Source organism: Candidatus Marinimicrobia bacterium CG08_land_8_20_14_0_20_45_22 (assembly GCA_002774355.1).
GTDB lineage: Bacteria > Fidelibacterota > UBA2242 > UBA2242 > UBA2242 > 0-14-0-20-45-22.
The window spans coordinates 1-18830 of record PEYN01000081.1; the positions used below are offsets into that span (position 1 = coordinate 1).

Annotated in this window: 20 protein-coding genes and 1 pseudogene; 14 read left to right on the forward strand and 7 right to left on the reverse strand. The window is 45.6% G+C overall.

Annotated elements, in window-relative coordinates; translation table 11 throughout:
• Positions 1-229 precede the first annotated feature (229 nt).
• Positions 230-562, forward strand: a complete 333-nt coding sequence (locus tag COT43_05040; protein PIS28964.1) for a hypothetical protein — start codon at positions 230-232, stop codon at positions 560-562.
• A 22-nt stretch (positions 563-584) separates the two neighbouring features.
• Here COT43_05040 and COT43_05045 read toward each other — a convergent pair whose 3' ends face one another.
• From COT43_05045 to COT43_05075, 7 genes and pseudogenes are all read right to left on the reverse strand, one after another.
• On the reverse strand, positions 585-764 hold the full coding sequence (locus tag COT43_05045) for a hypothetical protein (protein ID PIS28965.1): 180 nt from the start codon (positions 762-764) through the stop codon (positions 585-587).
• A 393-nt stretch (positions 765-1157) separates the two neighbouring features.
• Positions 1158-2819 (reverse strand): hypothetical protein, encoded by a 1662-nt coding sequence (locus COT43_05050; GenBank protein PIS28966.1) that lies wholly within the window; start codon positions 2817-2819, stop codon positions 1158-1160.
• A 47-nt stretch (positions 2820-2866) separates the two neighbouring features.
• Positions 2867-3766 carry a D-hexose-6-phosphate mutarotase gene (locus COT43_05055; GenBank protein PIS28967.1) on the reverse strand — a complete coding sequence of 300 codons (900 nt, stop codon included), beginning with the start codon at positions 3764-3766 and terminating at the stop codon, positions 2867-2869.
• Between the two features lie 121 nt (positions 3767-3887).
• Positions 3888-5405: pseudogene (locus COT43_05060) on the reverse strand (hypothetical protein).
• 132 nt (positions 5406-5537) lie between these two features.
• Positions 5538-5942: a hypothetical protein gene (locus tag COT43_05065; protein ID PIS28968.1), complete on the reverse strand. Its 405-nt coding sequence runs from the start codon at positions 5940-5942 to the stop codon at positions 5538-5540.
• A gap of 9 nt (positions 5943-5951) precedes the next feature.
• Positions 5952-6137 (reverse strand): hypothetical protein, encoded by a 186-nt coding sequence (locus COT43_05070; protein PIS28969.1) that lies wholly within the window; start codon positions 6135-6137, stop codon positions 5952-5954.
• 171 nt (positions 6138-6308) lie between these two features.
• Entirely contained in the window at positions 6309-6548 is a 240-nt protein-coding gene (locus COT43_05075; GenBank protein PIS28970.1) for a hypothetical protein, read from the reverse strand.
• 238 nt (positions 6549-6786) lie between these two features.
• On the opposite strand from COT43_05075, the gene COT43_05080 reads away from it, so the two are divergent.
• From COT43_05080 to fsa, 13 genes are all read left to right on the forward strand, one after another.
• Positions 6787-7665, forward strand: coding sequence for a YicC family protein (locus tag COT43_05080; GenBank protein ID PIS28971.1), 879 nt, complete (start codon positions 6787-6789; stop codon positions 7663-7665).
• Positions 7662-8231, forward strand: a complete 570-nt coding sequence (locus tag COT43_05085; GenBank protein PIS28972.1) for a guanylate kinase — start codon at positions 7662-7664, stop codon at positions 8229-8231. The genes COT43_05080 and COT43_05085 overlap by 4 nt, the downstream gene beginning before the upstream one ends.
• A complete protein-coding gene (gene rpoZ / locus COT43_05090; GenBank protein PIS28973.1) occupies positions 8228-8545 on the forward strand; it encodes a DNA-directed RNA polymerase subunit omega in 318 nt (105 codons plus the stop codon). Before COT43_05085 ends, rpoZ begins: the two co-directional genes overlap by 4 nt.
• On the forward strand, positions 8478-9719 hold the full coding sequence (coaBC, locus tag COT43_05095) for a bifunctional phosphopantothenoylcysteine decarboxylase/phosphopantothenate--cysteine ligase CoaBC (GenBank protein ID PIS28974.1): 1242 nt from the start codon (positions 8478-8480) through the stop codon (positions 9717-9719). Before rpoZ ends, coaBC begins: the two co-directional genes overlap by 68 nt.
• Positions 9720-9728: 9 nt before the next feature.
• A complete protein-coding gene (locus tag COT43_05100) occupies positions 9729-10424 on the forward strand; it encodes a uracil-DNA glycosylase (GenBank protein PIS28975.1) in 696 nt (231 codons plus the stop codon).
• 2 nt (positions 10425-10426) lie between these two features.
• Positions 10427-11812: a replicative DNA helicase gene (locus tag COT43_05105; protein ID PIS28976.1), complete on the forward strand. Its 1386-nt coding sequence runs from the start codon at positions 10427-10429 to the stop codon at positions 11810-11812.
• Positions 11812-13992: a hypothetical protein gene (locus tag COT43_05110; GenBank protein ID PIS28977.1), complete on the forward strand. Its 2181-nt coding sequence runs from the start codon at positions 11812-11814 to the stop codon at positions 13990-13992. Before COT43_05105 ends, COT43_05110 begins: the two co-directional genes overlap by 1 nt.
• Before the next feature lie 13 nt (positions 13993-14005).
• On the forward strand, positions 14006-14353 hold the full coding sequence (locus tag COT43_05115) for a DNA-binding protein (GenBank protein ID PIS28978.1): 348 nt from the start codon (positions 14006-14008) through the stop codon (positions 14351-14353).
• 72 nt (positions 14354-14425) lie between these two features.
• Positions 14426-16021: an apolipoprotein N-acyltransferase gene (gene lnt / locus COT43_05120; GenBank protein PIS28979.1), complete on the forward strand. Its 1596-nt coding sequence runs from the start codon at positions 14426-14428 to the stop codon at positions 16019-16021.
• Complete coding sequence (locus tag COT43_05125) at positions 16018-16689, forward strand: hypothetical protein (GenBank protein ID PIS28980.1); 672 nt, start codon at positions 16018-16020, stop codon at positions 16687-16689. Before lnt ends, COT43_05125 begins: the two co-directional genes overlap by 4 nt.
• Before the next feature lie 6 nt (positions 16690-16695).
• Positions 16696-17451 carry a hypothetical protein gene (locus tag COT43_05130; protein ID PIS28981.1) on the forward strand — a complete coding sequence of 252 codons (756 nt, stop codon included), beginning with the start codon at positions 16696-16698 and terminating at the stop codon, positions 17449-17451.
• Complete coding sequence (locus tag COT43_05135; protein ID PIS28982.1) at positions 17448-18182, forward strand: tRNA pseudouridine(38-40) synthase TruA; 735 nt, start codon at positions 17448-17450, stop codon at positions 18180-18182. The genes COT43_05130 and COT43_05135 overlap by 4 nt, the downstream gene beginning before the upstream one ends.
• Before the next feature lie 11 nt (positions 18183-18193).
• Positions 18194-18830, forward strand: a 637-nt coding sequence (fsa, locus tag COT43_05140) for a fructose-6-phosphate aldolase (protein PIS28983.1), incomplete at its 3' end; no start/stop codon positions are given.

Below are 18830 nucleotides of genomic sequence, written 5' to 3' on the forward strand. Positions count from 1 at the left end.
AAATCCTGATAAATACTACGGGCGTTTTGTCCTAATGTCATTTTCTCCTGTATCATCAAATGATAGACGCTTGCCCCGTTCTTGCTGATAGGTGGCTTTTGATCTGAAATATCGGAATCGGGAAAACAAAATCATTTTTTCTTCTCAATTACCAACTAGTCATTCTACTAAAAAAGATAACGGTAAAATAGTCGATAAAAGGAGTTTTACAGTAAAGGAGTATCCCTATTTGCCATGTCTTATTTTTACAATAGGGGGCGGATATTTAGCATTCGATAGTTTTGACAAAGCAAAAGATTATGATGATGCGGCAGAGGCTTTCAAAGAATTGATAACTGAATTAAGTTCAGTGTATTCTAATTCAGAACTCACTGCATTACGTGTAAAAATGAATAAGTATAAAAAGAAATCAGGAGATAAAACGGCTTTGGGAATCATTAGCACTGTTGTCACTGGATTATCATTTTTTCTGTCCATTTCACCAGTTGAAAAGGAAATACCCTTGACGATAAACCAGAATGGGATAGGAACGATGGTATCATTGAATTGGGCGATCAGGTAGAAGGTATTGAGACGCAATATGATCACACTAATACCATAGAATCCCATGAATAAATTCGTGGATTGATTATCTCGAAAATTCGGGTTTTCAGGGGGGAAATCCTTTCTCCAAGTTCGGGGAAGACTTCCCCAAGATGCCGAAACCTTTCCCCTAAGTCAGGGAGCGTTTCTCCGAACTCAGGGAACGTTCCCCCAGGATTCATTCGGGAATCGGAATAATAAATTTCCTGCAGAAGTCAGAAAACAGCCGGAAATATTTTACAAACACCGTTTGTCCAAAACAATCGTGACACTGATTCAATTTGTGAAGGAATTTACCCTGGCTTTTGTTCAGCCGAAAGCAGACTATGGAATTCAAACCGATCAACCTCAACGATACGATCTCGAACTTGTTGAAAATGATCAAACGCCTCATCGGTGAAAACTTGTCCCAAAACTTCGTGGTTTGTAGTTGAAAAAATCTTCTATTCTTTCTATCTCTGCCTTTACTTTTCTTAAAATGTGGAAGCCGTGTCTCATTCTTTAGCAAGAGATATATTTTTTACGGCAAAATCAAAAGTATTGCCTGCTTGCAAATACAAATCCGTGATGAACCATTATTTAATTAATGGCTTCGGTTTTGGGCGTCGCGGCGCAACCATCAACGTCTTCTCAAATTTCACCGAAACAGCGCCGGGTTCGGCTCCGCGTGGTTTCCAGACGTACTTTTTTTGCGTATAAATCACCGGAACGAGTTTGGAATGTTTCGACTTACTGTATAGAGCGGCGATGCTGGCGCACTGTTCTAAAATTGTTTTGGGAAATGATGCCGCTCGTTTCGGATTCCGTAGAACAATATGAGAACCGGTTGTTCCCTGCGCATGGAACCAAAAATCATCGGGTCGGGCGATTTTGAAAGTTAGTTTGTCGTTGTCGTGCGCGTTTTTCCCAACCAATAATTCATAGCCATCGATCACGAACCGGTGAAACGGCTGGCGTTCGGTTTCCTGTCGTATTTCAACAGACGTAAGTTCGGATAGCAACTGCTTTTCCATTTTTCGTAAATCGGGAAGCGATTTTGATTTTTCGACGCTTTCCCAATGCTCTTTGATTCGACGAATTGACAGCTCAATTTCGGTAATGGAATTTTTCAGATTGATTTTGGAACGCTCGATGTTTTTTGATTTCGTGTAATATTTTTGTGCGTTTTCGGATGGAGAAAAATCCGGATTCAGCGGAAGGACCAGATCATTTCCCGAATCGTCTGCGGATGGAACGGAAGCAAATTTTGCGCGCGGTGGAATTCGTTGGAGATTTGATAAAATCGCGTCCGCCCAGAGTCGATAAAGCGCCGACGCGGGAAGTTTTTCCAGATCGTTTTTCTGGTTGTTCAATTTTCGTTGGAGCGCATCCAATCCTCTGCTCAATTTTTGTAAAAGTGACCGTCTGAGTTGAAAACTGAGATGATTTTGGAAAAACTCTGAAATATAAAACCGGTCGGCTGATGGCAAATCCTCAAAAAATTGGACAGGTGTGTCCGATTTTGAATGAAAATCTATGAAAGCCATTGTGGGCTTGTCTTCGAGATATACTCGGATTTTTGGGTGAGATAACTCGTCGAAAATATTTAAAATTTCGTTCAGAAAAATGTCGGTTTGTGTATCTGAAAAATTGACGGGAAAATCGGTTGGACGGACCTCACTACGGAAACAAATTTCATTGATCAGTTCTTGGGAGAGGTACGGAAAACTTGCCGAACGAAAGAAATCGTTGATATTTTGGTTCGTCTGATCCGAAAATTCACGCTTGAGAGTGGTAATATCGGCGCTTAGAAGAAGATCGCAAGTGAAATCATCTTGCGGTGAAATCTGTAAATTATTCGTTTTCTTAAATGCTTGAATCATCTGAAAATTTGTATCGACAACAACGGCGTTTCCATTGATTCCAAACAACTGGAAAAGCAAAAAACAGTCGCCGTGGTTACATTCGATAATCAACTGGCGATCTTTGCGGTGCCATTGAACGTCCGTGACAATTTTTCCTTCAATTTCATTTAAAACTGTCACGCGTTGCTTTGGATTCGGGGCGGTGGTATCCACCGATAAATACGGGAGCGGCGGCTGAATGGAAAAATGCATATTTGAAAATCCCTGACTTCCGCTAACCGGAAAATTCGCTTCTCTTTTTTTATAAGTGAATGGTTTATTGAAAACGCAACCGGTTAAATTTTCCCGTAGAAATTGTCCAAGAAACCGAACATGAAACCAACTATTAAACATTTTTCAGGTTAGATGAAATGGATTTTGAGATGGCGAAAAGTAGAAAATCACTCAACCCCAATCGTTGTTGTCATCGAATGAACTTCAAGAGGAGCGAGCGTGATGCCGTTGTCTGACGCATTTGCCGCTTCGATGCAAACCATTCTGCGATAGCTGTCCGGCTCCATGTCAGCGACTATTTCTGACAGTAATTCTCCTGGATTCCAAACGATGGTGGAAAAACTTCCGGATTTTTGGATGTGAATTATTCGGAAAAAAAGTTCATCCCGAAGAAAACAATCCGAAGAAGTGTGCAGATAAACGCGGTTGACGATTTCGTCAAACCGAATTGACCCGTATTGAACTTTTCGGTTGAACTGATCGACAGCGTCGATATAAGTGGTTCTGTCTAAGCCGTCAAGAGAAACGTTTCGGATATCGCTGATGTTGAAATAGGAATGAAGCGCTTCGGTGAACTTGAAATCTCGTTCGTCAACATTTTCAATCCGGAGTTCGATTGAAAGTGATTTCCCGATCGTGAAAATAACCTCGGCGTTGAAACGATAATCGAATAAATCCGGCGTCGCGTCATGTTCGCTCAGTGTCATTCGAAGTCGCATTTCATCGGATGGAAGTGATTGAACGGAGCGCAGATGCCAATATGACAATCGCGAAAATCCATGAGATGGTTTAGAAGAATCAGACGGATGCGTGCTAAACCACGGCCAGCAAATGGGAATACCGCCGCGAATCGATTTCCCGGCTTCATAAAAACTTTTCGGACTTACCCACAATAAGTCTTCATGTCCGGTTGGTGTAAATGACAATACCTGAGCGCCGTAAATGGAAATTATCGCCGATGAAACTGGACTGGTAATCCGCACCATAGGTAGATCGCCAGCGGCGCGGAAAAATTGCACGCGGTCTGAAATTCCGAATCGTGCATTGAGTAAATCGACATCTCTCATATTTTCGTGATCTCCAAACGATTCTCGTCTAAAAAAACGAAAAATCGACCGAATTTAAAGATTTCAAATGTTTAAAGGGAAAAAGAAAATAAACTCCTGTCTAAGTTGTTTTTATAATTTCTCAGGTTATCAAAAGGTCGCGTGTCGGGAATTCCGGATCGCTGGTGACGATTAACCCGAGTTTTCTGAGTCCGGCAGAATCTCCCGGTGTCGGAATATGTGTCGTATGCAATTCGCATCCGTTGAGTTCCGAGAGTTTTTCGATGGCAATTTGTGCGGCCGGATTTGAGGAGGCGCTAATGCTGAGGGCAATGAGGATTTCTTCGACATTCAGGCTTGCCATTTTTCCCTTAAGGATATCCTTTTTTAGATAATTGAGTGATTTTACAACAGGTCGCGGAAGCAGATCGATAGTGTCTGGAATTCCGGAAAGTTGTTTGGTCGCGTTCAAAATCAGGCTGGACGTTGAGTGCATCAGAGATGAGTTCATTCCGGTGACGATAGAACCGTCTTTTAGCTCCAGTGCCACTCCGCAGAAAATATTTTCGTTGCCTTTTCCTTTTTCACGAGCGGCTCGGGCGGCTTCGCGAGCGGGAATAACGACGGTACGGTCTTCCGGTCTGACGTTGATTTCTTTCATCAGAGATTCCACTCGGGTGATGGTTTCCTGATCTGTAAGGCCTATCGCCTATTCGCAGGTATATCGAAAATAACGCCGGATCACTTCCTGACAGGCGGCAGTTTGAACGATTCTATCATCAACAATACCAAATCCAGCGCGGTTGACGCCCATGTCTGTGGGTGATTTATAAAATGACGGCGCGTTTGTTATTTTTTCAATGATCCGTCGCAGGAGCGGAAACGCTTCAATATCACGATTGTAATTGACAGAAGATTGGTGGTACGCGTCGAGATGAAAATGATCGAACATGTTGACATCGCGTAGATCGGCGGTGGCGGCTTCATAGGCAACATTTATCGGATGTTTCAGCGGCAGATTCCAGATCGGAAATGTCTCGAATTTGGCATAACCCGCGCGAATTCCCCGTCGATATTCGTGATATAATTGACTCAAAAAGGTGGCTAACTTTCCACTATTCGGTCCGGGACCTGTGACAATCGTGATTGGTTTATCTGTCTCGATGTATGGATTTGCGCCGTAACCGCTCTCGCTGACAATCGTGTCAACATCGGTTGGATATCCTTTGGTAAATCGGTGTGTGTAAACACGAACGCCACGCCACTCCAGCTTGTTTTTAAAAGCGGTCGCCGCTGGTTGATTTTCATAGCGCGTGATGACAACAGCTGTGACAGGAATTCCCCAATCAGAAAGATCGTCGATGATTTTTTGGGCGTCTGAGTCGTACGTAATTCCCAGATCAGCACGCATTTTGTTGCGTTCGATGTCGCCTGCATAAATGCAGAGAATGACATCAATTTTATCCTTAAGGTTTTGAAGCAAGTGCATTTTAACGTTTGGATCGTATCCGGGCAGAACTCGCGCGGCGTGGTAATCGAATATCAATTTCCCACCGAATTCAAGATAAAGTTTGGAGTCAAATCTATTGACGCGATTGATGATTGCGGCTGTTTGTTCAGCGAGATATTTTTCGTTGTCGAAACCGATTTCTGTCATCAATTGTCGCATCCTTTGTGAAATTATGTTGAATCAAAAATACCGCCGTAGTTTATCATTTATGCTCTGGATATACAACGATAATCTGGTCGTCGGATGAGCGAAATCTCACCTGTTTGCGGATGGAAAATACGGTTATGGCAGGAACCCTTTTTCGATAATCCACGGATGAATTTCGACGACGAGCCGTCCGGCTTTGACCATCGGATTGGTGTCAGCTAACCGTCTGACATCTTCCATTGTATTGACCTTGAAAATGTATATCCTGCGAATGTCCCCGTCGTCGATAAACGGTCCGGCTAGAACGAGTTGTCCCGTTTCAGCCATTTTCTGTATGTTTTCCAAATGTGATTTTTGCAATTCCTCGATTTGCGGCGTCGATTCCGGCGTCCAATGGGTTCCGCGCCGGATGATTCCCATGAAGTAAAGCGACATATTTTCCGGAATTACCGGTTCATCGCCGCCAAAGGAAAAATGAACTATCGATAAAAGGATGATCAAGCCGATAAGCTTCGGTCGAATGCGATTTATAAAACCCAACTTTTTCTGTTAGAACAATCCGCCGACGGAAAAACCGATGATCTGATAATCGTCGTCCTCGACTTTCCGGAATGAGTAGTTCAGGTTCAGTAAAATACGCGTTCCGCCCAGATCGAAAGAGAATCCGCCGCCGACCAGCGCGCCGAAACCCTTGTCGCTGTCGATGGAATTATTTTCCGAATCCTGATAGTTCATTTTCGCCAGTCCGGCAACCGCGCGCAGAAACGGACCCTGACCGAATCTTTGCCCGATGTAATGAATGACGCTTCCACCATACAGGAATTGATTCCATTGGAACCATGTGTTTTCGTAAACAAATCGGTCGACGACGGAATTGATAACGACGCCCCCGATCGTTTTGGGCGTTTAAGGAAAGTAAAAACCCAGCATATCTATGCAGATCGTTGTGCGTTGAACGCCGTCCGCGTCTTCGATGATATCGATTACTTCCTGAACGCCCTTCGGATATGTGATCGCCGCGCCGCCGAGTTCCCAGTATAAATACCAGGATTCTCTGCCGTCACTGAGCTGTTCGGCAAAAGCGACATTCGCGATGAAAATCAATCCCAGAAAGTAACTGCTCCACCTCAAGAGTTTTCTGTTCATTCTTAGCTCCTTTTTCAATTTAGATAATTTTAGGAATGAGAATAGGTAAAACCAAGAAAAAATTTGCCTGATGACATCCGGGCGGTTTGAATTTCTCTAATTCATTTGAGATCGAAAATATAAAAAACAAGGATTAAATTCTTATTTAAACTATTAAAATACATACAATAATAATTTGTTTTCCATTTGCTTGTCTGAAAATGGATAATTAACTTCAGACGATTTCTTGGAGATTTGAATGATACAAAGCATGACCGGATTCGGGAAAAGTGAAAAGCAAACAGAGTTTGGAACATTGATCGTCGATCTGCGCTCCGTGAATAATCGCTATTGTGATATGGCGATCAAGTTGCCGGAATTTCTGGAATCACATTCAGAAGAGATCAAGCGCCTGCTGACCGAAAAACTGGTGCGCGGCCGTATCACGCTCTCGGTTTCGCTTAATGGAGCGAGCGAAGAAATCGCCCGTCTGAAACTTAACCTGCCTGCTATTCGCCGGTTCTATGATAGTTTGACGGAGCTTTCTGCCGAACTGGGCATCGATGAGAAGGTGAAGATAGAGCACCTTTTGATGTTGACCGATTTGTTCGACATCCATTCGCCGAACATCGAAGCAGAAAATGTCATCACGATATTGAGAGAAACGCTTGAATCAGCGATTGTTGCACTCAACGAGATGAGATTTCGAGAGGGAAATTTTCTTCAGAAGGAACTGGAATTACATCTGGTGATGATTGGTGAAAAAGTCTCGGAAATCGAAGACCTCTTTGTCTCCTGCAAAAACGGATACTTTGAGAAGATGAAGAAAAATCTCAAAGAACTCTGCGCCGACCTGAATTTCGATACGGATCGGGTTTTGCAGGAAGCCGCGCTTGCCGCGAAGCGGATCGACATTACGGAAGAGTGCGAACGGCTCCGAAGCCATCTGCATCAATTCAGAAAATATATGGAAGACGACGAGCCGTCCGGGAAGAAGATGACGTTTTTGCTTCAGGAAATGAACCGCGAAGCGGCGACGATCGGCTCAAAGTCCGAAGAAGCACGGATCGCGCATTTAGTCGTGCTGGTGAAAGATGAAATTGAAAAAATCAGGGAACAGGCGCAGAACATTTTATGAACGATAACGGTCTGTTGCTCGCCATAGCCGGTCCGTCCGGGATCGGAAAAACGACGATCTGCCATCAACTGCTTGAAAGCGACGACCGATATGTCTTTTCCGTTTCCTGCACTACGCGCGCACGCCGGGAAAACGAAACAGACGGCGTCGATTATCATTTCATCACGCGTGAAGAATTCCAGCGATTCATTCATGAAGGAAAACTCGCCGAATGGCAGGAAGTCTTCGGCAACCTTTACGGAACACTGAAATCGGCGATTCAGGAAGCACTCGATCACGGTCGTGTTCTTTTGCTGGACATCGAGGTGAAAGGCACGCTGAATATTAAAGCCATATATCCGCAGGATACGATCACGGTTTTTCTTCAGCCGCCCAGCGAGGCTGAATTGAAACGCCGGTTGAAATCGCGCGGCACGGAATGTGAAAAATCGATAAAAATCCGTTCTGCTCGCGTTGAGGAAGAATTGGAACTCGGGAAAAAATTTGATTATCAGGTGACCAATGACGACCTGCAACAAACAGTCAGTAAAATCAGGAAAATCGTAAATGGAGAGAAAAATATATGACAGAAACGATTCCTTTTTCGAAATTGAGAGAACAGTCCGAAGATACCTTCGAACTCGTTGTAGCCGCGTCTAAAAGATCCGTTCAGATCAATAACTTAAGAGCGGCAAAGTATCCGCTCCCAACGTTGACAGAAGATCAGGAAGAAACGTTTGAAGAAACGCCAGAAGAAGAAGAGTCGATCAACTGGGATAAGATGGACAAACCGGTGACCGCGGCGGTCAACGAAATGCTTGCTGGTAAAGTGAATTACCATTACACAGAGGAAATTAAAGAAACGACCGCGGAAGAGATTGATCTTGATTTTCAGGAATAAAAAAATCATCCTTGGACTAACTGGCGGCATCGCCATTTATAAGTCAGTCTCTCTGCTCCGGCGTCTGGTGAATGACGAAGGCGCAGACGTGACGGTCGTGATGACGAAATCCGCCCAGCAGTTCATGTCGCCGCTGATCTTTGAGACTTTCAGCGGTAAGCCGGTTCTGACGGACATGTTTTCCGGAATCCATATTTCGACGCGACATGTCGATTTAGCGACATCAACCGATGCGATTCTGATTGCTCCGGCGACAGCAAATATCGTTGCGAAGACCGCGAGCGGCATTGCGGACGATTTGCTGAGCACGATCATTTTGACTGGCGGGAATAAGGCGATATTTGCTTTAGCGATGAATGACAATATGTTCGCCAATCCCATCACACAGGCAAATATTAAAAAACTCCGAGAACTCGGTTATGGATTGATTGAGCCGGAAATCGGAGATTTAGCCTGTCACGCCGTCGGAAAAGGTCGTTTGGCGGATGAATCCCTGATCCTCAATTATCTGGACCAGCGATTGAACGGAAGCGGATTGTTGGCGGGAAAGCGGGTGATCGTCACTGCCGGAGCGACGCGCGAATTTATCGATTCGGTTCGGTTTATTTCCAATAAATCCACCGGAAAAATGGGTTTTGCTCTGGCAAGAGAAGCCGCAAAACAAGGCGCCGATGTTTTGTTGATTTCGGGCGTGATATCGGCTTCGATTCCAACAGGAATTCAAACCATTCAGGTGGAATCGGCAAAACAGATGGAAAAGGCGCTCGTCGAAAATGCAAACGTAGCGGATTTTCTATTCATGGCGGCCGCGGTGGAAGATTTTTGTCCCGAGAAAATTTCAGACGAAAAGATTAAGAAAAACGAAGCGCCGGGTCAAATATCTTTGAGCATTTCGCCCGATCTGATCGTTTCTTTCCGGAATGTCAATGAAAAGGCGTGCGTCGTTGGTTTCAGTGTTGAAACGCTCGATGGGAAAGCCCGCTCCTCCGATAAAATGAACCGGAAAAAGATGGATTTCATCGTCTGGAACGATCCGTCGAAATCCGGCGTTGGATTCGAGAGCGATACCAACGAAGCGATGATGCTCGGAAGAAATGGACAAGAATGGTTTTTTCCCAAGACGACTAAGCGTGAAATTGCCGTACAAATTATTCAAACTGTCGTGAAGAACTAGTGACGAACGATGAGCGAATTCCGGAAAAAACTGACAGATTATTTCCGACAACAGGGTGAACTTTATCCATCCGAATATTTTTTTGACAAAGTGCCGGGGATTCTTCGATCGCAAACGGGCATTTTTACGGTGAGCGAAACCTTTTTATCGGATTTTCGTAAACTGGAAGAAGAAGCGAAAAATTGTTCCGCCTGCGATCTGGCGCAGACGCGCACGAATGTTGTTTTTGGCGATGGAAATCCGAAGGCTGGATTATTGTTCATTGGAGAGGCGCCGGGCGAGAATGAAGATTTGCAGGGGAAGGCTTTCGTGGGAAGAGCGGGGAAATTGCTGGATGACCTTCTGAAGGGAATTGGACTGAATCGTACGCACATCTATATTACCAATATCATCAAATGTCGTCCGCCGGGGAATCGCCAGCCAGTTCAAACCGAAGTCAATGCATGTATTCATTTTTTACTGCGTCAGATTGAGCTCATTCAGCCGCGTATGATCGTTTGCCTCGGCTTGGTCGCGGCAAAGTCGCTTTTAAAATTCGATCTTCCGCTCGGTCGGATGCGTAATCAGATATTCGCTTTTCAAGGAATTGACGCGATGGTGACTTATCATCCGGCGGCTATTCTTCGGAACGTTAATTTGATGGATGCGGCGAGGGAAGATTTTGAAAAAATCAAACAAATTTATCAGGAAAAGTCAGGGAGTTGACTGTGGCACAAAAAGACGGTGAATATCTAAAAGTTCCGCCACACGCCGATGAAGCGGAAATTTCGGTGCTGGGCGCCATGATGCTTGAAAAGGAAGCCGTGAGCAAAACGATCCAATATCTGGATCACACGGCGTTTTACAAGGAAGCCAATCAGACGATTTTTCGCGTCATGGTCGAATTGTTCAACGAAGGCGAACCGATCGATCAGGTCAGCGTCGTTGATCGTTTGAAACGGAACAAATTGCTGGATAGAGCCGGCGGGGCGTATTATCTGACGGGATTGATCGAGGCGACGCCTTCCGCCGCGAATGTCGAATATTATGCGAAACTAGTGCTTGAAAAATCGCTCCTTCGAAAGTTGATTCTTTCGTCGAATGAGATTCAGGAGGAAGCGTATGATGCCAAAGAATCGGCGGAAGAAATTATCGACTCTGCCGAGCAGAAAATTTTTGCTCTGTCCGAAAATAAAATGCGTCGCGGCTTCAAAAATTTTAATGATGTCCTGAATCAGACGTTCGAGCATTTGGACACGATTCACAATAAAGCCGGACATACGACGGGCGTTCCGACCGGATTGATTCTGTTGGACGACCTGACATCTGGATTTCATCCCGGTGAATTGGTCATCCTTGCCGGAAGACCTGGAATGGGAAAAACGGCGCTGGCGCTGACGATTGCACGAAATGCCGCCGTTGAATACAAGACGCCGGTTGGTATTTTTAGCCTGGAAATGTCGGATTGGCAATTAGCCATGCGCCTTTTATGTGCTGAAGCAAAAGTAGATAGCCATCTCGTGCGTACACGGAAATTACCGCAGGAGCAGTGGGGCAGACTCAGTTCATCGGTTGGAAAACTCCAGAATGCACCGATTTTTATCGATGATTCGCCGGCATTGACGGCGATTGAAATCCGGGCAAAAGCTCGCCGGTTGAAAGCCGAACATGACATCCAGATGATCATTGTCGATTATCTCCAGCTCGTCCGCGGACATCAGGCGGAAAACCGCCAGCAGGAAATCACCGAAATTACGCGCAGTCTGAAGGCGCTATCAAAGGAAATAAACGTTCCGGTTATTGCGCTCTCACAATTATCCCGCGCCGTTGAAACGCGCGGAGGCGATCATCGCCCGCAACTTTCGGATTTGAGAGAAAGTGGCGCCATCGAGCAAGATGCCGACGTCGTAATCTTCATTTACCGGAAAATGTATTACGAGAAAAAAGATGCTTCGGATGATAGAGTGCCTTCCGAGGAGCATGCAATAGCCGAAATAATCGTCGAGAAACAACGAAACGGTCCCCAGGGAACCGTCAAGGTTGTCTTTATCGACAAATACACTCGTTTTGAGAACATGAGCACGAAGGAACAATCCGCGGAATCGCCTTTCTGATGCCGACTCCATTTATCTCAAAAGTTTTTTCGAAGGCGGACAAACGACCGCAGAAATTTTGCGTGCTTGTCCGAAACGCGAACGCCGAAAAAATCTTTTCCGCGGCGGAAGAAGACTTTCTCTGGGATGTGTATGTATTTGCGCGGGAAGCTCACCGCGGACAGTTGAGGAAATCGGGTGAACCCTATTTTGAACATCCGTACGCCACCGCGAAAATCCTTTCCGCTCTTGGAATGGACCCCATTACGATTGCCGGCGGACTTTTGCACGACGTCATCGAAGACACAGGCATCCGATACGAGGATGTCGAGGAGAAATTTGGCGTGGACGTAGCCAAATTGGTCGAAGGCGTCACAAAAATTTCTGGCATCACATTTCGCAACCGGCAGGAAGAACAGGCGGACAATTTCCGTAAAATGTTACTCAGTGTCGCCGAGGACATCCGGGTGCTGATTATCAAATTGGCAGATCGCCTCCACAATATGCAGACGCTTGAATCTTTGCCGTCGATTAAACAGAGACGAATCGCCATCGAAACTCGCGATGTTTATGCGCCACTGGCGCACCGATTGGGTATGTTTAAAATCAAGTCAGACATGGAAGATCTCGTCTTGAAAACACTCGATCCGGACGCGTTCAAGTTTTTACAGAAGAAAGTCAAAGATAAGAAAAGCGAGCGAGAAAAATATCTCCAAACGTTCATCGAACCGTTGCAGAAAGCGCTGGCGGATCAGCCTTTCAAAGCCCGGATTTTCGGTCGGTCGAAGAACTTTTATTCTATCTATAAAAAGATGAAAATGCGGAACAAACCATTCGAAGAAATCTACGATCTCCTCGCGCTCCGCGTCATTGTCGATACCAAAGAAAACTGTTACACGGTTCTCGGAATCGTCCACGAACTATTTAATCCGATTGTGGACAGGTTCAAAGACTATATCGCCAGTCATAAGGCGAATTATTATCAATCGATTCATACGACGGTTTACGGTCCGGGTGGTCGGTTGGTTGAAATCCAGATTCGGACGGAAGAAATGGACGAAATCGCCGAGGAAGGCATCGCGTCTCATTGGCGATACAAGGAAGGCCGGGAAAAACCGGATGAAGTCGATAATTATGTCAAATGGCTTCGCGATCTGATTGAGGTTTTAAAAACTGAATCGGCGGGTCCTAAGGATTTTATGGACACGCTGAAAATCGATCTGTTTAAGGACGAAATTTTCGTGTTTACCCCAATGGGCGACTTGATTCGTCTTCCCAAGGATGCAACGCCAGTTGATTTCGCATTTGAAGTTCACACAGCAATTGGCTACCGCGCGATTGGCGCCAAAGTGGATGGGAAAATGGTGCCACTGAATTCGGAATTGAAAAGCGGTCAGACGGTTGAGATCATCACCGCAGAAACGCATCACCCTAGCTACGCTTGGCTAAAGTTTGTCAAAACATCCAAAGCGATCGGCGCCATCAAGCGATGGGTTCATAAAACTCAGTATGAAGAAAGCGTTAAAATCGGCAAAGAAATCCTCGAAAAGGAAAACCAACGCAACAAGAATTTGCGGTTTCTGAAAGCCGTTCAGGAATCCCGAGAAGCGCTTGGGTATCCGGACATCAACAAACTTTACGCCGCAGTCGGTGCCGGAAATTTGACTGTTACCTCGATCTTTAACAAGATCTTTCCGCAGGAACATCCGGTAAAAGCGGAGAAAGATTATGATGCACTTTTTATTGAAACGGCACGGAAAAACATTCGTGGAATCAAGGTTCATGGCATTAGCGATTTGATGATTTCTTATGCCAAATGTTGTAATCCAATCCCGGGCGATCCCATTATCGGATATGTCAGCCGAGGACGCGGCATCATCGTTCATAGAAGCGATTGCAGTAATCTGCCCACTCTATTGGAAGAAAGTGAAAGGATGTTGAACGTCGAGTGGGACGTTGACCGCGATCAGTCATTTTACGCTTACCTGAAAATCATGGGACAGGAACGGAAAAATTTTCTAAAAGATATTACCGAAATTATTTCATCCACCGATACGAATATCGTCAGTATCGATGGAAAAGTAGATGATACAATCATACATATTTCATTGGTCGTTCAGGTCGGGAATGTCAAATACCTGAACAAAGTAATCATAAAGTTACAAAACGTACAGGGTATGATTTCAATCGAACGAAAATAACAGGAGGTTTTTTATGAAATTCAAGACGTACACGAAAAAAGACGTCGTCAGATGGACAGCGAAAAGATTGGATAGTAAGATTTTCGACACCGAGACAATCGTTGACGGCGTTTTTCAGACGTTACGGGAGATGTTGACCGAAGACGAAAAGAATCTGCGAATCGAAATCCGCAATTTTGGCGTCTTTGAAGTAAAACCGACGAAGGCAAAACCCAAAGCACGCAATCCGCGTACCAACGAAGTCGTCTATGTTCCTCCGAGAAGGAAGACACATTTCAAACCGGGCAAATTGATCAAAGCGTCGCTGAAGTCTCCGGGCGATACCCCAAAAAAGAACGAACTTTCGCTGTTTGGCGAATAAGTCCCGGACTTCAACGAGTTATTTTCATTGGGTTTATTTCAACGCCGGCAAACGCCGCAGATGGAGAATTGAATGACGCTTCTTCGACCTGATTGCTTCAACTTCCGAGATTTTCTCGGAAAAATACCTTCGTTGGTCTGGATAATTTTATCCGGATTGATGACGTTCGCGGCATTTCCGCCGTCGCCTCTGGGTTTTCTGGCATCCGTCAGCCTGATCCCATTTATCTATGCGATGAACAAAGACGATTTTCACTTGGGAATGGAGAAGGGATTTATCTATGGGATATTCCTGAATCTGGGTATTTTATTCTGGCTCGCTCTTAACAAAGGCACGCAATGGTATTGGGCGACGCTGTCGATGGCGTCAGGCGTACTGTTTTTATCGCTGAATTATGCGGCGATCGGATTGATCGTTGGAATCATCGGACGACGACTCGGAAAGAGCGTCGGACTTCTCTCATTTCCGTTTGTCTGGATCGCTATCGAATATTTGCGCTCCTTTGGCACGCTGGGATTCACGTGGAATAATCTCTGCTACACGCAAGCCTATGCCGTTCAGCTGATCCAGATGGCAAATGTCATCGGTCCCGGCGGAGTCGGTTTCTGGATTGTTGCGATCAACGTGCTGATCTATTTCGTTCTATTCGGGAATATCACCAGCAGGAAAATACCGATTCTGCTTTCCGTTTTATTTTTATTGTTTTTCATTCCGGAAACATACGGCATTTTTAGACTAAAATCGGCTGGTTCTTCCGCGGAAAAACGGATGGTGCATGTCGGGATCGTTCAACCCAATGTCGATCCGACTCGGAAATGGGATCGTCATTCCTTTTACGACAACATGCAATTGCTTCATGATTTAACAGATTCTGTCGCTGTCAAACCTTTGGATTTAGTTGTCTGGCCGGAAACGGCGACGCCGACTTTTTTGCGGCAGAATCGGAGAGGCTCGCTGGCCGATATCATTTCACATATCACGCGGCTTAACGTTTCGCTCCTGACCGGAACGCCTGATTTCGAGTGGCTCAAAGAAGACGATTACGAAGTGTTTAATTCGACATTTTTATTGAGGCCGAATTCATACGAAATCGAAGATTACCGAAAAATCCAGCTGGTTCCGTTTGGCGAATACATCCCGCTCTCCGATTTGTTTCCCGAATTAGAAAATTTGAATCTCGGACAAGGGAACTTTAAAGCGGGAAAAACGGTAAACGTATTCCGGGTTCCGTTGAAAGTCGATCGGTCGGTCACAACGGACACCACGCTTGGATTTACAACGGTCGTCTGCTATGAATCGACTTTCCCGTCACTCATCCGAGAAGGAGCGAAAAAAGGCTCCGAGCTTCTTGTCATTGTTTCCAACGATGCATGGTTCGGTTACATGACGGCGCCTTTCCTGCATGCGGAGATTTCCAGATTCCGGGCAATTGAAAACGGCATTCCTGTCGTTCGCAGTGCAAATACTGGGATTTCGTTGGTTTTTGATTCTCGTGGCAGGGAAATCTGCCGGAAGGGATTTGGTGAAAAGGGATGGCTGGATGCTGTCATCGAACAAGGAGAACCCACAACGCCTTACGTTCGGTTTGGCGATTGGGTAGCGATGTTCTGTGTGGCGATTTCCACCGGATTGATTGTGGTTGCACTTATCAAGAAAAGAGGAATATGAAAAGAGTCATTGGTTTTCTTGCATTAGTTTTTTTTATGGTTAACCTCGCATATCCGCAGACAAAGACCACCGCGGATTCGTCCGTTGCTCTTCCGCAACTAACGGTTCAGCAAGCCAGAAAAACATTCCTCAAATCGTTGGTTCTCCCCGGCTGGGGCGAACACAGTCTCGGCAATCATCAACGCGGATACGGTTTCAATAGTGCCGAAATCCTTGGCTGGATCGCTTATGCCGCTTTTCAAATTCAGGGGAGAACGCTGAAAGAAAATATGAAAACCTATGCCGCCGAACACGCGGGCGTTTATCCGAAAGGAAAAGACGATGACTACTTCACGGATATCGGCAATTACATGAATTTTATTGATTACAGAGACCAGAAATGCCGAAACCGGCAGTACGAAGCGTTGTATCCGGAAAATGCCGAATATTTTTGGGCGTGGGACAGCGACAATTCCCGGAAAAAATTTGATCGTATACGGGTTAACAGCAGTACGGCGCTCAGAAATTCCTCGTTTGCCATCGGAGCGCTTATCGCCAACAGAATTATCAGTGTCATCGACGTCATGATCCTGACGAAAGATCGCGTCGAGAAAACCGGACCGGATTTAGAAGCGACTTTCTTACCGCAAAGGGAAGGTCTTGCGTTACAATTGGATTTAAATTTTTAGGAATGCGTGAGAGGATTCATTACCCATATCGATGCAAGAGCCAAACTGATCTGGGCGGTTCTGGGCGCCACGCTCATTTTTCAGCTCGATACATGCGCCGGACAGGCGTCATTTTCAGCTGGGTACGGATTGGCCCTCCTGTGCATCGGAATGGATTGGCGCCGGTTGATCAAACCGATTCGCTATTTTTTAATTTTCCTACCGCTGACATTGGCGATTCATCTCATTTTTACCGGTGGAATTCTCGGAATTTTAGTTGGAAAACCGATGGGAAGCGTCGATCTGTGGATGCCGCTGATGTTTACGATCCGGATGGGCAATTTCCTTTTTCTGATGGCGTTCGTATTTCAATGGATCGGCGCCGTCGAAACGCTCGACTGCATTTATTGGTCAATTCGCCCGCTGAAAAAATTAGGCGTTCGTACCGACGATCTATTTCAGGTCGTTTTTATCGCGGTTCAGTTTTTCCCGATTGTGAAGGAAGAATATCGGCGAATCGATCGGGGATGGAAATCATTCATTTCTTCAGATACGAGTTCCTTGCGCAAACGGATTTTAAATGTTCGCGATCGACTTATTCCACTCATGATTTTTAGTTTTCGGAAAGCCGAAACGCTTGCCGAAGCGATGTCAGTGCGCGGTTACTCCGGCAGTTCGAAGCGATCGTATTATGGACAATTCGAATCGAAACCGATCGACGTGGCGCTCGCCTTTGGATCGGCGGTTGCTTTGTTGATATTAGTGGCGGAGTTGCCGGTATGATTCGACGATTTGCCATGAAAATTGAATACGATGGAACGCATTACTGCGGCTGGCAGAGACAAGCGAATGATCCGACGATTCAGGCGACGCTGGAAGATGCGCTGTTGCCGCTTAATCATCAACAGCCGGTCATTGTGATCGGCTCTGGGCGGACGGACAGTGGCGTTCATGCGATGGGTCAGGTAGCGCATGTCGATCTCGATAATGAATTATCAGAGGGAACCATCGAAAAAGCGTTGAATGCGACGATTCCTGATGACATTTTTATCAAAAATTGTCGAGAAGTCGAGAAGGATTTTCATGCGCGGTTTTGGGCGAAACGCCGGACTTATGTTTATCATGTTTTGTTAAAGCCGGATATTTTTCGGCGAAAATACTCCTGGTTTCCCGGATTTGAGTACAACCGTGAATTACTGGATCATTGCGCCGTCGCAATACTCGGCGAGCACGATTTTACACGACTCTGCCTGACTTCAACGGAGGCAGAGACCCGAATTTGCAACATTTTTGAATCCCGATGGGAAACCCGTCACGAAGACCTGACCTACCAAATTGTCGGAAACCGCTTTTTACACAGCATGGTCAGGATTTTGGTCGGGACAATGATGGAAGTCGCCCGTGGGAAATACTCCGTCGCGGAATTCAAAAATCTTCTTGATAATCCAAGCGGTGGAGTGCAAGTTTACACCGCGCCGGCCAGAGGTCTTTTTCTGCAAGGTGTGCAATACTGAAAGGAGAAAAAATGAAGTTGTTCATTGACACAGCTAATCTGGAAGAAATTAAAAAAGCCCAGTCTTGGGGAATTTTAGATGGTGTGACGACAAATCCGACGTTGTTATCCAAAGAGAAGGGCAATTACAGGGAATTGTTGAAGTCGATTTGCGATGTCGTTGATGGACCCGTCAGTGCTGAAGTTGTTGCTCTCGATGCGGCGGGCATGGTGCGCGAAGCGAAAGAACTCGCGCCGATCGCCGAAAACATCGTCATCAAAATTCCCATGACGCTTGATGGGCTCAAGGCAATCAAAGAACTGACAGCGGCTGGGATTCATACCAATACGACGCTGGTTTTCTCTCCACTTCAGGCTCTTCTCGCGGCTAAAGCCGGAACAACCTATGTCAGTCCGTTTGTCGGCAGGCTGGATGATATTCATCAGGTTGGCATGGATTTGGTTCAGCAGATCGCCACAATTTTCGATAATTACGGATTCACCACAGAAATCATCGTCGCCAGCATTCGAAATCCCCTGCACATCGTCGATGCGGCTCTGATCGGAGCCGATATTTGCACGATCCCGTTTTCTGTTATGGAAAAAATGTCTAAACATCCCTTGACAGATAAAGGAATCTCCACGTTTCTTGAAGATTGGAAAAAGGTCG